The organism is Vibrio sp. D3, from assembly GCF_043995865.1.
GTDB lineage: Bacteria > Pseudomonadota > Gammaproteobacteria > Enterobacterales > Vibrionaceae > Vibrio > Vibrio diabolicus.
In genome coordinates this window covers 2,755,303-2,773,623 of record NZ_CP171887.1, presented here as the reverse complement: position 1 = coordinate 2,773,623, position 18,321 = coordinate 2,755,303, and the positions used below count along the sequence as shown (strand labels likewise).

Here is an 18,321-nt window from a genome sequence, read left to right as displayed (position 1 = left end):
CAGGCTTACATGCAGAGCTGATTAAGCGACTAACATCTAGTTTATAATTTTTAAAAAAATAAATGGTTCAACGGGAAACTATAGTGATTCGACCAAAAAAACAAGTTTTGTATAGGTAATTTCAGCGTGATTATTGTTAGATATTTGATCCGCGAAACACTCAAGAGCCAATTTGCGATTTTTTTCGTACTTTTTTTGGTGTTTGTAAGCCAGAAATTCATAAGTGTTCTTGCTGATGCTTCTGATGGGGATATTCCTGCTGGATTGATTTTCTCGATTGTTGGTTTGAATATGCCAGCAATGGGGTTGTTAATGCTGCCTTTGAGTCTGTATATCGGCATATTGATCACGTTTGGTCGCCTGTATGCAGAGAGCGAAATTGTCGTGATGAACGCGACAGGTATTGGTAACAAATTCCTGGTACAAGCGGCCTTGTACTTAGCACTGATTACTTCTGCTGTGGCGGCTTTTAATGCATTGTGGTTATCGCCGTGGTCTCAAGACCGTGTAGAGCAACTTTATGAACAAGTGGCGGCAGAAAACAGCGTTGACTTGCTAAAGAAAGGGCAATTCCAAGGCACGCCAGATGGTTCATCGGTTGTGTTCATTGATGACATTAAAGACAATACATTGAGCAACGTTTTTGTCGCGCAGATGCGCCCGAGAGATTCAGTATTGCCGAGTGTGATGTTCTCGTCTTCTGGTGAAGTAAAAGAACTGTCGGACGGCCGTCAGGTCATCACCATGAAAGAAGGCACGCGTTATGAAGGTGTGCCTACTCGCGTTGAATATATGATCACAAAATTCGATGAATACGAAGGCGTTATCGGCCAGCGTGAGGTCAAAAAGAAAGGGCGAGATTGGGAAGCGTACCCAACGGTTGACTTGATTGGACACCCAGACCCAGAAGCGCAAGCAGAGCTGCAATGGCGAATTTCGTTATTTGTGTGTATTCCACTCTTAACGATGCTGGTTATTCCTTTGTCGGCGGTGAATCCGCGTCAGGGACGATTTGCCAAAATGGGGCCCGCGATTCTTATTTATCTAGCGTATTTCCTGGCGATCAGTGCAACAAAATCTGCATTAGAAGATGGTGACATTCCGGCGGCAATCGGCATGTGGCCAATTAATGCGATGTTACTGATTGTCGCAATCATGGCCAATATGATGGACAGCGTTGCTGCTCGACGAATAAAAGACAAATTCCGTAAGAAGAGGCTCGCGTAAGCTGTGTTCAAAATCTTAGACCTTTACATCGGTAGAACCATCATCTCTACCACTGCCTTGGTTTTAGCGACGTTTGTTGGCTTATCGGGCATCATCAAATACGTAGAACAGTTACGTAAAGTAGGGCGAGGCGTGTATGACCTCACTCATGCGTTGTACTTTGTGTTGCTCAGTGTGCCGCGTGATATCGAAATGTTCTTCCCAATGGCGGCATTACTCGGTGCCCTTATTGGTTTGGGGATGTTGGCGTCAAGCTCTGAGCTGGTGGTGATGCAAGCTGCTGGTTTCTCAAAGTTGGATATCGGGTTATCCGTGCTCAAAACGGCGGTGCCACTTATGCTTATCGTCATGACGTTAGGGCAATGGGGCGCTCCAGAAGCACAAAAGATGGCGCGTGACTTACGTGCGTTTGCGATATCGGGAGGTAGTATTGTCTCAGTTCGTTCTGGAGTTTGGGCTCGTGACGCAAACGACTTTATCTTCATTGGTAAAGTTGAAGACGACAAGCTTTATGCTTTAAATATGTGGCGTTTTGATGATGATAAGAATCTACAAAAGGTTATCTTTGCTGAAGAGGTCGACTATCAACAAGATAACAATTGGTTGATGCGAGACGTACAAATCACGGATATGAAAAATGAAAACGTGATTTCGAAGCAAGACATCGAACAGATGGAATGGCATACGTCATTGGCTCCAGATAAGCTAGCTGTGGTGACGGTAAAGCCTGAAGAGTTATCACTGAGCGGTTTGTATGATTACGTGACCTATCTGAAAGCATCAGAGCAAGATGCGTCTCGCTATGAATTGGCGTTTTGGCGTAAGTTGACACAGCCGCTTTCAATTGCCGTGATGATGTTGATGGCGCTATCGTTTGTTTTCGGTCCACTCAGAAGTGTGACCATGGGGGCAAGGGTATTGTCGGGCGTGGTTGCCGGGTTTACTTTTTATATATCCAGTGAGTTCTTTGGCCCATTAAGCTTGGTGTATGGCATATCCCCTGTGTTTGGTGCATTGGCCCCGAGCCTGGTGTTCTTAGCTATTGCGATTGCGCTGCTGAGAAGAAAGCTGTAGCTGAAGTATCACCGAATAAACCATGTTTCATCGGACTAAATGTAAAAGGAAGGCATTATGCCTTCCTTTTTTGTATTCCCGGATAAGTTAGTTTGCCTTAGGCAACACAACAACCTCTGTTTTTGCCCAAATGTCGTGGAAACCACGTTTCTTGGGATCAATCGGCACAGTCAGGTTTGCCAAACCAAAGCCAGATGTTGCAATGCGAATCAGGGCTTGAGTGACTGTAATCGGCGCACCGTCTTTGGCATTGCGGACTCGAAGTTTCCAAGCGCGCATCCCAAGTGTTTGCCCTGCTCGCGTCCAGAAGAAGACAAAGAAGTATATCCACACAACCGCAAGATACAGTGTAAATAGAGGGCTTAATACAGGGTGCTTCCCGAGCATATCAGCGGCATCTGCGTACTCGCCATAGCTCAACAGCCCTGCAGCATTTAGTGCAAACACAATGGCCATAACAATACCTGCGGCCATCATTTCAATTGCGATAATAATCAATGTGTCGTAAATCAACGCTGCAAGTCGACGAAAGAGACCAGCAGGTGGAAGAGTTGTAGACGTTGTCATTATTCCATCACTTACCTTAAAAATTGTGCGTCAGAATATAGATTCCCTCACCAAGAGAAAAGAGACCTAACGCACAGAGTCTTTAATTATGCATAAACGAAGTGACTTTTCTGCTGTGTGTTATGAATATATATCATGATGTACAAGGCCTTTCGGTAACCTATTTCAACTGAATTTTACTTGCTTAACCATTAGCTTTTTGGTCTGTAACTAGATTAGATAGCTGAGAGAGTTGGTGTTTCTCATCTTCGGTATAATGCTGGCTCAAGGCGAGCTCTAAAGCTTTTTCTGATAGCTTGGTTGCAGGTGATAAAAACAACTTGGGGTGCATACTAGAAAGAGCCAGCAAGGCTTTTTGTAGGCGAATCTGTATTTGGAGTTGCGCTGCACCATCGTGCGCGATTGGCAAAAAGACATCATCAAATAAATCTTGGCAGCTTAATGCGGGCACAAATAGCCTAGGGTATCGAGTCTTGGTAGGCGGCTCACTGAGTAGGTCTCCCCATAATGAAAGTGCTCGTACAGAACGCCCAAGAACGTCAATCGCGGTACCGTTATCATTCACTGCAGGGGAGAGAGCTCGTGAGGCGATCTCCGCCATAACGACTAATCCAAAACGAGGATCTTGATCATAGGAACGCTCCGTTCGAATCGTGAAGGCCGCCGTTACTTCGCTTTCGTCTGGCAACGCTCCACAAACCCAAGCCAATGGTTGACTCACATACACAAAGCTTCCTGGTTGTCGTTCAAGATAGATAGTGCATTGGTTTGCTTCAGCAATACTATCGAGATGATGCATATCAACATGCTGTAAGTAGCCAATTTCTTGGCTGAAAATAGGCTTGCTTCCTCTGGGTTTATGTTCTGGATGGCTCCATGGGTGAGCGCCTAGCCAACGCTCTTTGCCCCGTTTTCTTATCGCATCTAACAAAGCTTGTTCCACGTAGGAGGTAGTTTCACTGACTCTCCCTAGTACGGAAAGGTGCTGAATCCAACGTAGCAAGGTGAGTATGATCATCACGATCACGGCGATGGTTACGATGAATAGGTAAATTTGTGCTTGTTGATGATAGGCGCCAATGCCTAGCGCGATAATGCCTACCAAACTAAATAGAAAAGAGCCAAGAAAGGTCGCCAAAGCATTTTGTGTTGTGCTGTCTTCCATCAACAGTTTTGTCGCTCGCGGCGTTACCCCTGCACTAGCGGCACTGTACGCTGAGACCATTATATTGAGCGAGAATGTGGTCACCGCAAGCATAGAAGTCGCGAGGATATTTAATATGTTGTTAAGCAAATCCTTACTGACGTTGATTGCAGGAGGCAGAGTAATGAACTGGTTTAAAACAATGGATATTAGGGCAGTAGCGACAGCAAGTAAGGCATAAAGTGACGTGCGAACCCACAGTTTACGCGTCATTTGCTTCAGTAACCATTGCCATTTTGACCCAGTCATTCGTATGCTCCTATGAGGTTCTTACTCGAAAGTCGATAGAAAATTCAGAAAGTTATTCTTGCTTAAGCATAGGTTAAATCTTCCTCATTCTACGTGGAATTTCATGCATCATGAGAGTAAGAAAGCCGCTTGCTTCAAAGAATGGTGTTCTTGAGGTGTGAATTACCAAGATTCTGTTACCTTAATTGATAGATGCATTAAAAGTATGTGATTGAAAAGAGGTAGCCATGATTGTAATTACAGGTGCAAGTAGCGGTTTAGGGGCAGAGCTGGCAAAGCGTTATGATGCGGAAGACAAAGAGACGTATATCATAGGAAGAAACACAGAAAAACTATCCGCACTAGCTAAACAACTCTCTCATAACGTCGGCTATCAAGCTTGCAACCTCTCATTACATCAAGATGTGAAACACCTATTTGATGGGATGAAACAGCCGCCTGAAATGGTCATTCATAGTGCAGGAAGTGGTTATTTTGGCGAACTGGAAGAGCAGGAGCCGGAAGAGATTCAAAAACTGATTGATAATAACCTGAATTCTGCGATTCATGTGTTAAGAGAGTTAGTAAAGCGTTACAAAGATCAACCGATAAAAGTGGTCATGGTTATGTCTACTGCTGCGCAACAGCCTAAAGCGCAAGAGTCTACGTATTGTGCTGTGAAGTGGGCTGTCAAAGGATTAATCGAGTCGGTTCGTTTGGAGTTAAAAGGAAAGCCAATGAAAATTATCGCGGTTTATCCTGGTGGAATGGATACGGAATTCTGGAAGGCAAGCGGCAACACGATGGACACGAGTCACTTCATGCAAGCGGAAGATGCTGCCGAGATGGTCCATACGGCTTTGTCGAGCATTGGGAATGGTTATGTTTCTGATATTACAGTGAATAGAGTTTAAAAAAGAGTTACGTATACCCATTTTCATCTGGATCAGTAGTAGGAAATGGAGCGTACGTTTCTTATCAGTACAGCTTTGTCACACTTTGTGGCGAAATTATCAGCAAACGATAGTTATTTAAGGTATTTCTGCTTGCGCAGGTCAAAAGCTTCCGTATAATGCCAACCATCAAAGGGCAATAGCCCAAAGATGCCGGTGTGGTGAAATTGGTATACACGACGGATTCAAAATCCGTTGCCTTCGGGCGTGGCGGTTCAAGTCCGCCCACCGGTACCATACATAGAAAGGTCGCTTTTATAGCGGCCTTTCGTCGTTTTAGGTGCTTGAAAATGTTCTACTTTTCAGTTGCTTACCTCAGTTTTCCTTTCTTGTTATCGACGCTTTTCTCGCACCATTGAGCTCCCTTTATCTGCCTTAAAATTTCTCCCATGGTCCATATATGGTTCATCGCATGACGATTCTGTGCGCAACGGAATCCCAGTAAATCCAACAAATGCTAAAAGCAGCCGTCGCGCAAGCCATTATCTTCAAGAGCTTCGAGCGAGAAGAACCATGGTACGACCATGGTGACTTTACGGTGCTATGCGGTTTTGGTTTAGTTTCTATGGGGTAACTGATCGTTTTGATGGATAGTCGAAAAGTCGGTTTGAGATAGGCGGTTTTGCAGTGTGTGTTGTAAGCGCGTTGGGGTAATACACCTACAATCAATCACACAAATGAATTAACCTCAATTTGCTATCGATATGCAACTGTGTAATCTTCTTTATAGTGGTGAACAAATGGAGCTTGACCAACTATGAAGATGATTTTCGTCGATGCTGAAAATGTAGGACTGAAGGAGCTAGAAAAAATTAATGCTTCGGTCGTTGATAAAGTCTTTGTTTTTTCTAAGTCAGATTCAGTCAAGCTTGTTTGTGAAAAGTCGTTGTATCTGTTCTTATCTGACTATCCGACAGGTCAGAACCAAGCCGATTTCTATATCATTGCATATCTGTCTAGGGTGCTACTTGCTTTAGATAAAAAGCAACTGGGCTCTGTTCACTTTGAGCTATACAGTAACGATGAAAGTTTGATTTCAGCATTTGAGTTTCAGTGCAAGCAATTAGGCGCACCTTGTCAAAGCATCAGAACTAGAGAGAACACCGTTGTTCCAATTGTTAAGCCACAACAGACACCCCAAAAATCTCCTGAAGACAAGCTTCTTCATGCTTTGAACTCTCCTCGTGCTTTAGATCCTAGCTTTCAAAAGCAACTAGGGCTGTCAAAGTCTGACTTTTCTAGAGCTATTCATGAGCTATCAAAGAATAATCAAATCAAGCGCAGTCCTCAGTCCAAGAAAAAATGGGTTAGGTGTTAGTAGGCTGACTTACCGACCTCATTAAAGTGTAATAAATGGCAGTATTCTCCATCGCTACTACTAATCATCAGGGTGTGAATATCGCTGTTCTAAGCTCGTTCATTGACTACTAGAGTACCTTCTGGCGGTAATTGTACGAGATTAGTGTTCGGCTCTCGGTGTGCTCTGAACTATATGATTGCGGTTGAGTTTCTATGCGAGAGATAGGGACTCGCTTTGCTTCGGGGGTCTGTGATTTGGTGATTGTGCGAATGTTGCGAAATGAACTGAGAGCTAGGGTTTGGATAGGATCTTGATATTAAATATATAATAACCAGTACAACAGCTTGCCGTAGGCCGCTGTTGTACTGGTTATTATTAATGGTATGTTCTTGAGTCTGGCTGTGAATTTCAAAACATCATTGATGTGAAAAGTGCTTGTTCAGTATGGATTTTTACACGGATATCCAACTCCATGAGTCTGTTCCCAGAGTGATAAGCACGCGTGAAGTTGCGTGCTTATAGCTTTCGCCTCTACCCTAGAACCTCGACGTCGCTGAACATGTAGCCATGTTCTAGCAGGGATTGTTTAACTGAATCTCTTATATCGACATCAATATGAGTGAGTAATTCTTCTGCTGCTAGTTTGGGTTGTATTGTTAAGATTTGTTGGTTGCAGATGCTAGCTTCTTGTAGAAGAACCAGATCATTATTATTTAACGAATATATCAAAGTCTTTCCTTTGGTTTCTCTTTCTTTAGAGAAGACTAATTGACCACCGATTTGAACGGGATGGATGATTGGCTCTGGCGTTAGATCATTGAGCATTTCTTGGAGTCCGTTTAATAGCTCTAATTCATGTTTTTCCCCATTTAAAGCTATTGGTAGTTTGTCACATTTCAAAATGCTGTCTGCAAATACCGCTAGGTTGCTCAGACGAGCGTCTTGTACACCAAGTTCTTTACCAAATGCTAGAGCCTCACAGTCCTTTTGGCGGAATACTTTGCCGCTATCCAGCTTGGAACAGAGTTCCAGTTCTTTCTCTTTGAGTTTGAAAAGAGCGGAGTAGCGTTCTTGCTGTTCTTCGATGAACTTTTCAAAATTACCCTGAAGCTTTTTAGCAGAATCAATTGCGAACTCGATATCTTCAAATTCGATAAAACCTTCTGGTTTTTTAATCGAGTCAGAGTAATACATATTCTGACCATCTAGTCGCATTGTGCCGTACTTAGGTCCAAATTGACTGTCATCGAGAAACTGGGCAACTCTCTCCATAGTACGAACAAGCTCAGACAGCGGATGGGAGAAATATGAACCTGAATATTGAAAGTGAAAGTCCTCTAGTGCTTTATGTATATGAGTAAGAAGCTCTTTCTGTACATTTTCAAGGTTTATTTCAGCGTTGGTATGAAGTGCAAAACTTCTCTGTAGAGTGTTTGAAATCGAATGTTCAACGGTGCTTCTGAAGAATTTTTGATTTTCTTGTTCTCGATGTTGTTTCTTTGCTATCTGTTCTTCTGCCTCTTGAATCGCTTTTTTAAGCTGTTCGAGTACTGAGTGCATGGTATTTTGGTAACTTGATGGTAATACGCCAAATGGTTTTACGTATGGCGCCATTTGGTTAACTACATGTTCTTGTCTTTTAGTGAAATAGAGGTCGGAATCAACCTCCTTGCAAACATACAAGTGATACTGAGTCGCGATAACCTCATTTAATGATTCTAATGACTCTGCACTGTCGAATTTCTCACGCAACTCGAAGGGAAGTGAAGGAAGCTCTCCTATAAAGGCTTTCATTTGCTTCACTAGAAATAGGTCTAGATCTTCTTTAGCTAAAGCTAAACGCACGCATTTGGAAACCTGGAATGTTTCCGCTTTAAGGTTTGGTAAGCGGAGGTTTAACAATGCTCTTAGTTTTTGAAGATTTTCACTACCCGCTTTTTCTCCATTTTCCCATCCATTAATTCTGGACTGATTGACCCCACATCTGCGGGCTATTTCTGACCTAGGGATATTTAAAGATACTAGTTGTTCGACAATGCTTTTAGCGCAGTCCTTATCAAGCTTTTGATTGTGGGTTATTGATTCTGACATAGACACCTCTTTTTGGGTTAAGTTTGAAATGACTATAAATGCATATAAGAATGAAATAAAAGGAAAATTTACGGAAGTGTGATTTTGTAATTAATTGAAATTAAAAGGTAATTATTCTTTTTAAAGAAATTAATAAAGAAATTTTGGATGTTTTTAAGGTGTTTTTGGCTGAAAGACACCTTGCCATTCGTTACTTTTGGGAGATTTTTTTGCATGAGAGGAGAGTTATTGAGCTTAAATGCCATTCTGCGTAAATTTTACATAAATAAATCTCTCTGTTTTCTTTGTATGTTTTGGTTCTAGTTTGTTTTTACGGAAGTTTTGAGTAACTTTGTGATATCTCTAACCGTATCGCGTCGCCGTAACAAACAACTATTCAAACAGATATTAACTAATTGAATATCTAGTTAATGGAGGTTTGAATGAGCAAATCACAACGACTCACCACCACTTTCCTCAACAATCTCAAGCCCAATCCTGCCAACGCTAAATCCACCGATTACGAAGTTAATCTATCTGCTATGAAAGACTCTGGTCTGCCTGTAGGAGTTCGTTGCTTAGTGGGAAAACGACAGGGTTCAGTTCGCTATCTTCTTCGATACACTAGTCCAGTGACAGGTCGCAAAGCCTCTATCGGTCTAGGGCGACTCAATGACACTGACCTAATCACCTTACGCAAGAAAGCTAAAGAGTATCGCCAGCAGATTCTTGAGGGTATTGATCCGAAGATTGAACGTGATACTGAAAAAGCTGACTCTTCTATGACTCTTGAGCGATTTTTCGAAACTGTTTACCTTCCGCTTCAAAAACAACGCCGCACATGGAAAGATGATGTCGCTCGGTTTCGCCATGCTAAGTCGATACATCATGTTCCAATCAATCAGATCACTGCTGCTCATATCGTTAAAGTTCAGATGGAAATGCAGGGAGCGATCAGTAAGACCACTGGAAAGCCTTATGCGACAGCCACTATTTGCAGAGTGTTGGCACTGTTAAAGTCTTTAAATCGACACGCATACCGTCTCATGGATTGTCCGTTGGTGGCGGATAAAGTTAGCTTACCAAAAGTGGACAATGTTAAAACTGCGTACTTATCCGAATCACAGCTAAAGGAGTTCATCGGTCATGCCCTGAACCATGAAGACAAAAGTATTGGCGCATACCTAGCTTTGTTGTTTTTGACTGGTGCAAGGGATAAGGAACTGCGTTTGCGCTTGAAATCCGATGTGAATTGGGAGGAGAAAACACTCACTATTCCACATACGAAAAACGGTACTAGTCACGTTTTATTCCTAAGTGACTACATGCTTGATATTTTGAGGTCGGTGCCTCATGTGGCGAATAATCCGTATCTCTTTCCTGGACGCAAAAAGGGTAAACCAGTAGGGCAACCTAGGCATGCTTTCAAGGCTATCAAAGCTAAGATGGGACTGCCCGACATACCCGGTGATAAAGCGAATCTAACCCTGCACAGTGCTCGCCATACAGTTGGGTCGCTTTTGGCGTCACAAGGAGTCTCGTTACACGACATAGCCAAGCAGTTGAATCACGCTGACCTTTCATCCACAAGGCGCTACTCGAAATTGACTGTTGGACGTCGGAGGGAGACAGGCTCTCGCTTATCGGATATGGTGACTGCGAAGCCAGAGATACGTTGGGAATGAAGAAGTTAGGTTTAACCAGTTAATTTAGAAATGACATTAGAAAAGCCCCTGTTTAGCTCATCGCTAAACAGGGGCTTTTTCATTATTAGAAGGAAAATCATCTGACACGTCTCGATAGAGAGTGGAAAGCTGGTTTTCGTTAGTTATAAGGAAATTCACGATGAAAACAGTAAACAAGTTTGAAGACATTCAATCACTGCCAATGCCTGATGGTGTGAAAGCAAAACTGCTCGAACACTTGATTGAGCCATTCGGTGATGAAGAAAACACAAAAGCATTCTGGGATGAGGTCGGTACGACCTTGTACTTGATTGAGGAGTCCGATACCGACGAAACCTTGAGTGAAGAGTCTGAGGAAGACCAGCATTTTCTAAGGTTCCTTAGTAACTTTAGCGAGTGGGTGCTAATTCTTAACTCTCCTGACTGTCCTTGGCTTATAGCGGTCGCCATAGTGACCATGGAAGGTGGTGGTGTGTACTGTTGCGCTCCTATGAACAGTCCAACGTTCCCTGTCGCCAAGTTAGCTGATCAAGCTGAATCTTAAAACCAAATTAAACCTGAATTATTCCATCTTAAAGGAGGTGTCCTATGGCACGTAAACCAAGCAATAAACAAGAAACGGTTCAACCTGAGATCGTAGAGGGTAATGAACAAGTAACAGTCGTGGAAGAGTTACCAGTTGACCATTTCACTCATATCGTGCTCGAAGGCAAAGCGAAAAAGCTATCGCCGAAAACGGAAAATCATTTGTTCTATGAAATTGCTATTCATCAAGGGGAGAAGGAACTTTATATCCGTATATCGGGTAATCAAGGAGGTGGTCTTTATTGTCGAAGTTGGATCCCACTTAAAGATATCACCGCTGTACTAGATGTGCAGGGTGATAAGCCGTTCAAGAGTTCTGTGATGAAGTGTGTCTTTTCCGGGCAGTCAGCGAATAACGCTGGTTTTATGGCTGCTTGTTGCAGGGGGCTTGGTCTTATCATCCAGTCGGAGAAATCAGTGTTTCTTCACGTTCTAGCGCCAGACTACGAGCAACGTCGTGATGAGTTGCTGTCTCTCGTGGACGCTGAAGCCAAAGCTGAATAACCCCAAAACCAAATCAATCCTTACCCACTAAGCCAATTCAGGCTTTCATACCGAGCACTTAACAAGAGTGCTTTCCTGACAAACTAAAAGAGATTTTATTATGAACTTAACTTTTGACGTTGAGCGATTACTGCTGCCTGTTAGTGTCGATCTTCAAGATGCTTTAAACCGAGTGATCAGCGAATCAGGCAAATGGACACCCATGATCCAATCGGTTGTGTTTAACTTCCGAGATTCATCCTACAGTTCGGAAAACGGCGGTTGGCACCCAGTTGAAATCAGGCTTGTTCGCCTCTACGACCAGTGGATCTTTGATTACATCACTGACTTTGCGTATTGCGGTGGTCCTTATCCCGAACTGGTTAAAGAGGTGGACTTTAACTTCTCATCTGGAACAGCGAGTTTTTCCTATGTTCCGGAGTTGCCGATAACAAGTAGTGAGGTAATGGAGTTCTACTCGATGTGGGAATCCAACTTTCTCAGCTACGTCGAAATGGGCGTGTTCGATGAGATAAAAGTCACTGTGGATTAGTCCATCGGCAACAAACCAAGTAGAAAGCACCATGTATGTACCATAAAATAGTTGACTCACTTCCTAGTGACACTAAGGCTTCCTATTGCTCCATGTTAATCATGGCGTGATGGGAAGCCTTTTTCATTGGGGCAAGTTTTAGCAACGTTTACCCAATCCGTTGCCTTAGGGATTCAGAGGGGATGAAGTTGCTGGATTGCAATGGACGGTGGAAAAACCAAGGAAGGGAGTCTTAATTTTAACGACTTTGGTTGGTTTACACTGGTGTTTTGTTATTAAAAGCTCCCATTGCTATGTCGAAGCAATGGGAGCAGTAAGGGACGGGAAGCCTATAGAAAATACCGAGAGAATGATTTGTCTGATGCTATCTCTGCAACTAGGGATAAAGGCTTCCCTTAATATCAGCGCCAAGAGCGCACCTTAATCTTATGTTCGTAGTTTGGCTCGAAAACTTGGTCATTTTCAACGTTGCCATACGAAATGACAACTTATCCAATTTACCCCAGTACAAACAGAATTAGATATAACTTACTGGCTTAGTTCGTCCAGTAGAGACAACCCTAGCTGATACTTGTCATCTAGTGCAGATGGGTGAACATGTCTCTTTATATTTGGTAGAGAGTTCAGGTAGCTGAAGAATCCGGAAGTGGTCATAGGGTATCCAGGCTCAAAATATTCTTCCTCATCATCCTCAAATGAAAACCAATGACAAAGCATTACGAGGTCTTCTTTCTCGTAAACAACCGCAGATGTGCGTGACTTTTCATGGTCGCTGTAAGCTAGAAAGTCAATGAAGATAACTTCTTGGCTTTCTGGGTTTTCCAAATGCTCTTCTGCCATCTGAATCGAGTAGTGATCCGACTCTGCGAAAAACATTTGAGTTCCCATTGTTGCTTCATGTCCCCAAGCTGCTGCCGCACACTTGGCAATTTTCTCACTTTGACAGTCGTTAAGTAGATGCTCTGTTTTATTGAATGAAATAGACATGTTTTTGTACCTATTTTGTTTTGGTTTCGATACGCGGATTAAACATGCTTCACTTATAAAACACTAGTCTAACTGATAGATTTATAACGATATTCGTGAATGGATTGACACAAATGAACTTTTACTCAAATTTTTCACCTATTTTCAGAAGCTAGTTAAAACAGGCTAGGTGTAACAAAAGGAACTTGTCACCGGAATCTATAGTGACAAGTTCAATTTATGGCTCTGTTTATCCAGTCATCATACCCAGTAGATAGCCAACGGCGGTGAAGCTCAACAAGTTAGCGATATCAACTAGGTAAAGATACGGACTGGACTGAGTGATTTGGAGCAGAGTTCGTGCATCAGACATCATGGTTATACCCCTATTAAATTACTTCTCCTAGCGGAGTTATTTATTAGTTAGTCTCAACCCGACCAAAAACGGCATCATTTCGAGCTTTCCCTTGCGCGGTATCGGTTTGAGATTTCGCTAAATCGTTTCTTTCGCTTATCTCACATAGGTAAGCTTAAAATCGGTACATAGTGGCAAGTTGATGGTTTGGGCGGTCGGTCGCGGCGTAGTGAAACGACATTATGTCTTGGTTCTTTGTTGTCTTGGAGCTGTGCTTCTAGATAGCGCGGTGGGACGTCATTTATTAACGTGGCAACTACTTGTAACGATCCAATGTGGCGTGGAGATCGCGTATAAGTTCAAGCTTAAGGCTGACAGGGGAAAGCACCTCGACTTGAGGTATCCAAGACTTCAACAAGGGCAAGATATCGCTCAATCTTGATACACGACTGCTAACCAACAAACTACCGTCGCTCAGTTCTTTCAATAGTTGCTGGTGGGGAAGAATCATACCTTCAAGAAAGCGTGGAGCTACTTCCCTATCAACCTGTACAAGCACCTCAGCATCATCCGGAGTTAGCCACTCCATCCCTTGTTTATGTATCTCCTCGTGGACCTTTTGATTCGGTTTGTATTTATCTTCCCGGCGGTGAATCCGTGAAATATTCGGTAATCGGTACGAATGTAGCTGGTCACAGTAGGTCGCAGCGAGGAACCAGATACCACGGTCGTTCACCAAACGATAGGGATGGACAGATTCAAACGTTTTGCCATTGTAAATAAGGTCAATAACAGAGTGAGTGGTAATAACTTCGGTCAACTGCCTAAACTGCGCATCGAACTTCTCAATGGGTTCGGAGCGTGGATTCTTAAACAGAACGGGAGTGTGACCGTTGAACTTGTAGTGATTCGGTAGTAGCGCAGACAAACCCGTATCGTGCAGTACCTTGTTGGTATTCGCATTACCATTATTTCGAGTTACTGGATCTAACCGATAACCCTCATTGGTGCGGATAATCGGAGCGTTGACTAGCCTTTCATTGAAATCGCGTCTCAGGGTTTTCTCGCTTACCTGATAGTCCGCTACCAACTGCTCAGGGGAGAGCACTTCTCCCATAAACAATCTCGTCAATATGTCACCTAGCCTTAAAGCTAGCTTTTCACTCTTATCGCTCATGCTACTAGCGTACGGTTTCCCTTGGACAGGTTGAGGGCAAAACATTTTTAAATGTTTCAAACCGTCGCGCACTGAGATTTGGCATAGCTTTCATTGGATAAGGCAGGGCAATGACGATGACTATTTTCACACTCATTCTGCGGTCTTGGACATATCCTGTCCGAGCGCAGTGGGATACTACACAACGTAGATTTACTACAACGTCAATTAAAGGAAACAAGTAATGCAAGTGACATTCATTAAGCCACTTATGGCATCAGGTTACTCATGTCGCTCTTTAGGTTGTCCCGGTTGGGTCACCAAGGGTGGGTCATGCGATACGTGTGGCGCAATGGATTACAGTTAAGAAGGAGTATTCGTTATGGGCGGTTGGACAGAAGACCAAGGTGACTATGATGATGGCACAGAAGATTCTGGCTTCAGTCAGGACTTCGACATGGAACCGGGCGACGATGGTTGGCTCGGCGGTGACTTCATGGCTGATGATGACGATGATTAAGTCCCATCACTAAATTTGGCTTATCAACAAGGGCGGTATCGAAAGGTATCGCCCTTTTCTGTATCTATAGGAAAGGAAAAAACATTATGGCGAAGACACATTTTCACTCTAACCATCAACAGCGCTGGTTTAAGCCTAGCGCGTCAACAGGCGTTCGATTCGCGAAGTACGGTGCCACACTCGGTACCCGCTATGGTCCACAGGGCGTCGTTCTCGGTGGAGCCATAGGGTTTGTTGCAGGTGCTCTTGTGGGAGGTGTTCTAGACGAGCTTGAACTGTAATTAAAAAAGAAGTAGGGAGACCTACTTCTTTTTCTTGATTTTGCTTCCATTGTCAGGATTATAAGTAGCAATAATTTATAAACTATAACAATGGATTCTCACATAGGAGATCTCCAAATTCATGCTTGGAATCAATAAAGAAACACTGAACCTCAGAAAGCTCATTCTTGTCATTTGTATTTTTAGTGTTTCCATAACATTAATTAATGCTTTTTTCTCAATTTATCAGGTTCAACGCGATCATATTATCCGTGACACTTTAGAGACAAACCATACTTATGCCAAGAAGATGGCAGAAGTTACGGATGTTTTTTCGGAGTCTGCTATGCGACAAGTTGAGTTCTCTGCTGAGCTTTTGGGAAGACATTTCACGAGCAAAGACTATATAGAGCGTGAACTGAATCGCTTACAACAACAGGCGAACTTATTTAACTCTACAGTGCTTGTAGATAATGAAGGATTCATCGTTTCAACCTCAAAAAACATAACAAAAGCAGAGGGGATACAAATTAAAGATGAAGCTATCTTACACTCCATTAACAAAGTGCAACCTTTTATTACCAAACCATTCCTTTCACCTAAAGGAAACTACTTGTTATGCATTTCCTATCCTATTTTCTCTCCTAATAAAGAATATCTTGGGTACTTAGGGGGGACGATCTACCTTAAAGATAACAATGTCTTAAAATCTCTCCTTGATGATCATAGCCATAGCGATGGTTCGTATTTGTACGTAGTTGATAATAGCAAAACGATAATCTACCACCCAGACAGTACCTTGATAGGCAAGGTTGTTGAAGGCAATGAAGGAGTTAACTCGGCTCTTGAAGGTAAAGACGGTGGTCTTGAAGTGGTTGACTATTTCGGTGAAAAAGTGCTTGCCGGGTATGCACCTGTACAAACAACAGGATGGGGTGTTGTCGTCGAGAAATCAAAGTCTCTTAGCTTTGACTTATTAGAGTCTCAAATCCATTCTGTTTTTGCACGTACGATACCTTTGAGCCTTTTTACTTTTATCCTTATTTGGATAACGTCTGCCACTATATCTAAACCCCTATGGCAACTTGCACGTTCTATTAATAGAACAAACATGGAAGACTTTGAGCCTGTCGACTTCAAAAAGATAAAACCTTGGTTTTTTGAAGCGTCTTTATTGAAGTCAGCAGTCGTTAAAACCTCCAAGGATGTTTCTAACACGATAGAAAAACTTCATTGCAATAGTTTGACTGATGTCATGACGGGACTCACTAATCGTAGAGGTTTTGAAGAAGCACTTGAGAGGTTTAAAGAAAGTAAGAAACCTCTTTCTATTATGGCTATTGATATTGATTTCTTTAAAAAAGTGAATGATACCTATGGACACAGTGTTGGAGATGAGGTTCTAAAAGAACTTTCTAACCTGATTAAATCTCAATCGCGTAAGACAGATGTTTTATGTCGAACTGGTGGGGAAGAGTTCATGACTTTTCTTGCTGAAATGAGTGTAGAAAATGCATTTGAGAAGGCTGAAAGATTAAGAAAGCATGTTGAACAGCACCAGTTTGCAAGCATAGGTAATTTAACTGTTTCAATTGGCGTGTCACATTGGACTGGAAGTGGAGAGACACTTCATATGGCTATCCAAAAAGCTGATACAGCACTGTATCAAGCGAAAAGGAAAGGTAGAAATCGAACTGAAGTCAATGTCTAAGACTAATGAGTCTAACGGGTCACTGAGTTTTTCGGTACTAGGATTACCCAGAGATGGTGACATGAACGAGTAGAGGTGCAATCGCTTCTACTTTTTTCTTTATCGTAACTGATGGAAAGTGCTTTCCCTTTATCTCGTCGGGCTTTTTCCTCTGTGTTCATTTAGTCCGTTGGGGAATTAATAACACGGACTAACATACCCAAGACTTATGATAGGATTATCAGTCGTTGTATTGTGAACCTGCCTAAAACGATGTCTAGAAAAAAGAAAGAAATTAATGTTCTTAAGAAGCGAATCAAAGCGTGTGAGTTACAGTTAAAAGCGCTTTTAGATGAGAAAGGATTGAAGTATCACGCTAGCGCATTTGAAACAGAGAGCACATTGATCAATGGTCGAGAAACCGTTTTAACTGGTAGTGGAGTCTGGCATTACGTCAAAGCAGCTATAGAAGACGTTCGATGTAATGCCGCCGAGTTTGTTGATGATGATTTTTGCTCTAGTATCGGTTTGCCGTCACCTAAACAATCTGCGGGTTATACAGATGTACAAGCGCTGTATTTGTCGATGATTGTTCCGGAGTTATACCCTGATTTTGATGACAGGCTCCTAAAAGATCCTCATCTACCTGAACTTTTGTTTCCAGCCCTAGCGCACCATAAGTTAAAAACTACTAAAAAAATTGTCGAAGATAATATTTTTACATTATCTGAAGTTGATGAGATTTCGACTAAAGTTAGAGACTCTTTGTCTGACGTTGATGGTCTTTCGGCTGAGCTTAAAGGCATTCTGTCCAAGATTTATGCTCTTTTATCTGATGTAGAAATGATTGTCGAAATGATGTCCTTAAGTCGCCGAAAGTTCTCCGGTGAAAAGACGCTTTCTCCGTTACTAAAGCTTAAAGCTGACGCTGAAAACAAAGCGGCAAAGGTGTCCGAGATTCGAAGATCTGTGACTAAGAAGTCGTCTATACAGAAAGAAGTTATGGAGTTTCAAGGTAAAGTTCGGGAGTTGGTGTCTAAGGTGATATCGGAAATGGGCAAATATCACCTTCCAATCTCAAAGGAAACCGTGAGACGGCTATGTTTGGACGCGTTTACCCCTCAAGATAGAAAGCAGTATGTTGATGATCGCTATAAACATTTAGCTGCGGGGTGTGGTGACTATAAAAACAGAAATACAACGCTGTTAAAACAGGCTAAGCGGGATGTGAATGCGCTATTTGATTTTGTTTATGAGTTGATAGACGAGTTCTTGGTTTCTTATGAGTTGAAAGATGACGGCGAGAAATCGGAAGAGCTCTTTAACGATGACCGATTATTGAGGTATTTGCGAAATATCATCGAGAAGGAAGTTTAGTGTCCTCCCTGAAAATCGCCATTTTGTACTGCCAGATAACACACGACTAATCCGTAAAATCCTTTGCA

19 protein-coding genes and 1 tRNA gene are annotated in these 18,321 nt (G+C 42.6%); 14 read left to right on the top strand and 6 right to left on the bottom strand.

The genetic code is table 11. From position 1 onward, the window contains the following. The first annotated feature begins 126 nt into the window (after positions 1–126). Together lptF and lptG are read left to right on the top strand one after the other, a co-directional pair. The gene (lptF, locus tag ACHFJ9_RS20860; RefSeq protein WP_006742363.1) at positions 127–1,227 is read left to right on the top strand and encodes an LPS export ABC transporter permease LptF; all 1,101 of its coding nucleotides are present in this window, start codon (positions 127–129) and stop codon (positions 1,225–1,227) included. A 3-nt stretch (positions 1,228–1,230) separates the two neighbouring features. Further along, positions 1,231–2,301, top strand: coding sequence for an LPS export ABC transporter permease LptG (gene lptG, locus ACHFJ9_RS20855; protein ID WP_046873614.1), 1,071 nt, complete (start codon positions 1,231–1,233; stop codon positions 2,299–2,301). A gap of 87 nt (positions 2,302–2,388) precedes the next feature. Here lptG and ACHFJ9_RS20850 read toward each other — a convergent pair whose 3' ends face one another. Both ACHFJ9_RS20850 and ACHFJ9_RS20845 read right to left on the bottom strand, forming a co-directional pair. Further along, positions 2,389–2,868 (bottom strand): RDD family protein, encoded by a 480-nt coding sequence (locus ACHFJ9_RS20850; protein WP_046873615.1) that lies wholly within the window; start codon positions 2,866–2,868, stop codon positions 2,389–2,391. Between the two features lie 184 nt (positions 2,869–3,052). After that, positions 3,053–4,321 (bottom strand): DUF2254 domain-containing protein, encoded by a 1,269-nt coding sequence (locus tag ACHFJ9_RS20845; protein ID WP_139060699.1) that lies wholly within the window; start codon positions 4,319–4,321, stop codon positions 3,053–3,055. Positions 4,322–4,548: 227 nt separating this feature from the next. On the opposite strand from ACHFJ9_RS20845, the gene ACHFJ9_RS20840 reads away from it, so the two are divergent. The 3 genes from ACHFJ9_RS20840 to ACHFJ9_RS20830 all read left to right on the top strand — a co-directional run bounded on the left by ACHFJ9_RS20840 (position 4,549) and on the right by ACHFJ9_RS20830 (position 6,571). After that, positions 4,549–5,214: an SDR family NAD(P)-dependent oxidoreductase gene (locus ACHFJ9_RS20840; protein WP_301611010.1), complete on the top strand. Its 666-nt coding sequence runs from the start codon at positions 4,549–4,551 to the stop codon at positions 5,212–5,214. 191 nt (positions 5,215–5,405) lie between these two features. Continuing rightward, a tRNA-Leu gene (locus ACHFJ9_RS20835) sits at positions 5,406–5,490 on the top strand. A gap of 520 nt (positions 5,491–6,010) precedes the next feature. Continuing rightward, the gene (locus ACHFJ9_RS20830) at positions 6,011–6,571 is read left to right on the top strand and encodes a hypothetical protein (RefSeq protein WP_318136743.1); all 561 of its coding nucleotides are present in this window, start codon (positions 6,011–6,013) and stop codon (positions 6,569–6,571) included. A gap of 513 nt (positions 6,572–7,084) precedes the next feature. On the opposite strand, the gene ACHFJ9_RS20825 is transcribed toward ACHFJ9_RS20830, so the two are convergent. Next, on the bottom strand, positions 7,085–8,644 hold the full coding sequence (locus ACHFJ9_RS20825) for a helix-turn-helix domain-containing protein (RefSeq protein ID WP_318136744.1): 1,560 nt from the start codon (positions 8,642–8,644) through the stop codon (positions 7,085–7,087). Between the two features lie 422 nt (positions 8,645–9,066). Between ACHFJ9_RS20825 and ACHFJ9_RS20820 the strand changes: the two genes are divergently transcribed. From ACHFJ9_RS20820 to ACHFJ9_RS20805, 4 genes are all read left to right on the top strand, one after another. Then, positions 9,067–10,308: a tyrosine-type recombinase/integrase gene (locus ACHFJ9_RS20820; RefSeq protein WP_395356180.1), complete on the top strand. Its 1,242-nt coding sequence runs from the start codon at positions 9,067–9,069 to the stop codon at positions 10,306–10,308. A 160-nt stretch (positions 10,309–10,468) separates the two neighbouring features. Then, positions 10,469–10,852, top strand: a complete 384-nt coding sequence (locus ACHFJ9_RS20815; protein WP_053809382.1) for a hypothetical protein — start codon at positions 10,469–10,471, stop codon at positions 10,850–10,852. Between the two features lie 44 nt (positions 10,853–10,896). Continuing rightward, entirely contained in the window at positions 10,897–11,397 is a 501-nt protein-coding gene (locus ACHFJ9_RS20810) for a hypothetical protein (RefSeq protein WP_053300897.1), read from the top strand. A 100-nt stretch (positions 11,398–11,497) separates the two neighbouring features. Then, a complete protein-coding gene (locus ACHFJ9_RS20805) occupies positions 11,498–11,929 on the top strand; it encodes a DUF2787 domain-containing protein (protein WP_061894857.1) in 432 nt (143 codons plus the stop codon). Between the two features lie 528 nt (positions 11,930–12,457). Here the strand turns inward: ACHFJ9_RS20805 and ACHFJ9_RS20800 are convergent. The 3 genes from ACHFJ9_RS20800 to ACHFJ9_RS20790 all read right to left on the bottom strand — a co-directional run bounded on the left by ACHFJ9_RS20800 (position 12,458) and on the right by ACHFJ9_RS20790 (position 14,427). After that, positions 12,458–12,916 (bottom strand): hypothetical protein, encoded by a 459-nt coding sequence (locus ACHFJ9_RS20800; protein WP_318136746.1) that lies wholly within the window; start codon positions 12,914–12,916, stop codon positions 12,458–12,460. Positions 12,917–13,145: 229 nt separating this feature from the next. Continuing rightward, the gene (locus tag ACHFJ9_RS20795; protein ID WP_005484867.1) at positions 13,146–13,271 is read right to left on the bottom strand and encodes a hypothetical protein; all 126 of its coding nucleotides are present in this window, start codon (positions 13,269–13,271) and stop codon (positions 13,146–13,148) included. 295 nt (positions 13,272–13,566) lie between these two features. Next, positions 13,567–14,427, bottom strand: coding sequence for a helix-turn-helix transcriptional regulator (locus tag ACHFJ9_RS20790; protein WP_395356177.1), 861 nt, complete (start codon positions 14,425–14,427; stop codon positions 13,567–13,569). A 223-nt stretch (positions 14,428–14,650) separates the two neighbouring features. Between ACHFJ9_RS20790 and ACHFJ9_RS20785 the strand changes: the two genes are divergently transcribed. The 5 genes from ACHFJ9_RS20785 (at position 14,651) to ACHFJ9_RS20765 (ending at position 18,253) form a co-directional block, all read left to right on the top strand. Continuing rightward, positions 14,651–14,773, top strand: coding sequence for a hypothetical protein (locus ACHFJ9_RS20785; RefSeq protein WP_254901957.1), 123 nt, complete (start codon positions 14,651–14,653; stop codon positions 14,771–14,773). A gap of 15 nt (positions 14,774–14,788) precedes the next feature. Further along, positions 14,789–14,926, top strand: coding sequence for a hypothetical protein (locus ACHFJ9_RS20780; protein ID WP_023585706.1), 138 nt, complete (start codon positions 14,789–14,791; stop codon positions 14,924–14,926). 86 nt (positions 14,927–15,012) lie between these two features. Then, positions 15,013–15,207: a hypothetical protein gene (locus tag ACHFJ9_RS20775; protein ID WP_136977353.1), complete on the top strand. Its 195-nt coding sequence runs from the start codon at positions 15,013–15,015 to the stop codon at positions 15,205–15,207. A gap of 121 nt (positions 15,208–15,328) precedes the next feature. Next, complete coding sequence (locus tag ACHFJ9_RS20770) at positions 15,329–16,897, top strand: diguanylate cyclase (RefSeq protein WP_395356174.1); 1,569 nt, start codon at positions 15,329–15,331, stop codon at positions 16,895–16,897. 234 nt (positions 16,898–17,131) lie between these two features. After that, complete coding sequence (locus tag ACHFJ9_RS20765; protein WP_395356172.1) at positions 17,132–18,253, top strand: hypothetical protein; 1,122 nt, start codon at positions 17,132–17,134, stop codon at positions 18,251–18,253. Positions 18,254–18,321 lie beyond the last annotated feature (68 nt).

Coding starts and splice junctions, on each gene's coding strand:
- ACHFJ9_RS20800 (WP_318136746.1), bottom strand. CDS start 12,916: ATGTCTATTTCATTCAATAAAACAGAGCATCTACTTAACGACTGTCAA.
- ACHFJ9_RS20810 (WP_053300897.1), top strand. CDS start 10,897: ATGGCACGTAAACCAAGCAATAAACAAGAAACGGTTCAACCTGAGATC.
- ACHFJ9_RS20790 (WP_395356177.1), bottom strand. CDS start 14,427: ATGAGCGATAAGAGTGAAAAGCTAGCTTTAAGGCTAGGTGACATATTG.
- ACHFJ9_RS20795 (WP_005484867.1), bottom strand. CDS start 13,271: ATGATGTCTGATGCACGAACTCTGCTCCAAATCACTCAGTCCAGTCCG.
- ACHFJ9_RS20780 (WP_023585706.1), top strand. CDS start 14,789: ATGGGCGGTTGGACAGAAGACCAAGGTGACTATGATGATGGCACAGAA.
- ACHFJ9_RS20840 (WP_301611010.1), top strand. CDS start 4,549: ATGATTGTAATTACAGGTGCAAGTAGCGGTTTAGGGGCAGAGCTGGCA.
- ACHFJ9_RS20825 (WP_318136744.1), bottom strand. CDS start 8,644: ATGTCAGAATCAATAACCCACAATCAAAAGCTTGATAAGGACTGCGCT.
- ACHFJ9_RS20770 (WP_395356174.1), top strand. CDS start 15,329: ATGCTTGGAATCAATAAAGAAACACTGAACCTCAGAAAGCTCATTCTT.
- ACHFJ9_RS20815 (WP_053809382.1), top strand. CDS start 10,469: ATGAAAACAGTAAACAAGTTTGAAGACATTCAATCACTGCCAATGCCT.
- ACHFJ9_RS20805 (WP_061894857.1), top strand. CDS start 11,498: ATGAACTTAACTTTTGACGTTGAGCGATTACTGCTGCCTGTTAGTGTC.
- ACHFJ9_RS20785 (WP_254901957.1), top strand. CDS start 14,651: ATGCAAGTGACATTCATTAAGCCACTTATGGCATCAGGTTACTCATGT.
- ACHFJ9_RS20775 (WP_136977353.1), top strand. CDS start 15,013: ATGGCGAAGACACATTTTCACTCTAACCATCAACAGCGCTGGTTTAAG.
- ACHFJ9_RS20820 (WP_395356180.1), top strand. CDS start 9,067: ATGAGCAAATCACAACGACTCACCACCACTTTCCTCAACAATCTCAAG.
- ACHFJ9_RS20830 (WP_318136743.1), top strand. CDS start 6,011: ATGAAGATGATTTTCGTCGATGCTGAAAATGTAGGACTGAAGGAGCTA.
- ACHFJ9_RS20850 (WP_046873615.1), bottom strand. CDS start 2,868: ATGACAACGTCTACAACTCTTCCACCTGCTGGTCTCTTTCGTCGACTT.
- ACHFJ9_RS20845 (WP_139060699.1), bottom strand. CDS start 4,321: ATGACTGGGTCAAAATGGCAATGGTTACTGAAGCAAATGACGCGTAAA.